The 903-nt window shown below is 41.0% G+C and carries 1 pseudogene; it reads right to left on the reverse strand.

The features are described from left to right. A pseudogene (locus B3V51_RS12345) lies at positions 1-347 on the reverse strand (penicillin-binding protein 2); the annotation flags it as partial. Between the last annotated feature and the right edge of the window lie 556 nt (positions 348-903).

The following is a 903-nucleotide window of genomic DNA, read 5'->3' on the forward strand; positions in this document are numbered from 1 at the left end:
GTGATGTCTTCTGCTGTCAAATCAAAAATAGGCGCCAGCAAGCTGAGCGTGCGCTCAGGGTTATCAACCTCATCAGGGCTTAGCATGGCGGTAAAGACTGGCTGGTTATCCGCCAAAATTATCCCGTTACGATCATAAATATAACCGCGGCTAGGCGGTGCAGATATCAGTTTAATGCGGTTATTGTCTGACTGGGTGGTGTACTTATCATGGGCATAGACTTGCAAATAACCATAACGCGTTATCAGGCCGCCCAAACCCAGCAATATTAAAATTCCAAAGATAATAATACGGTTGGTAAAGGTACTGTTGACCTGTTCGGTATTGGGAGTTAGTGGTTTATTCATAGAAAATCAGAGCCCAATCGGTCAGTGAGTCAATAATAAAGAGGTAAAAGGGCAGGTTGGTTAACCAAAACGCGGTGAGTCTAAAGGATAATACAAAGGATTTCAATCACATAGCGCTATATGATCTAAAATCAACGCGCATTGATTTGTACGTAGATGGTGTCTATCGTTTGACTACAAATTATAACAGAACAAATGAGTAGGCGCAGTACTCAGATGCTTATTTTGTTGTGGTCATATATTGCATAAGCGATGCGCTATCTCAGTATATTTATGGCTCAATATAGGATTTAAAAGATGTTATCTTTAGTCACAACTTGCCAAGGGTGTCCATGTGCTAAAAAATGGCAAGTATGCTAAAATCAGGCGATTTATTTTATAGTAGTGGTTAGAGACAGAGCGTCTTTTTAAGACGTTTCAATTTTGCTAGCGGCTTGTTATCAGTCGCGACCATATTAGCAACGACAATCAACCTGTCAGGAACTAGAAAAGTCATGGACATAAATTCATTGTGGCAGACGATCGCTGAGCACCCAGAGTTTTTTGCCATGCTAAC

The sequence above is a fragment of the Psychrobacter sp. UBA2514 genome, assembly GCF_002341255.1.
In the GTDB taxonomy this organism is placed as follows: domain Bacteria; phylum Pseudomonadota; class Gammaproteobacteria; order Pseudomonadales; family Moraxellaceae; genus Psychrobacter; species Psychrobacter pacificensis.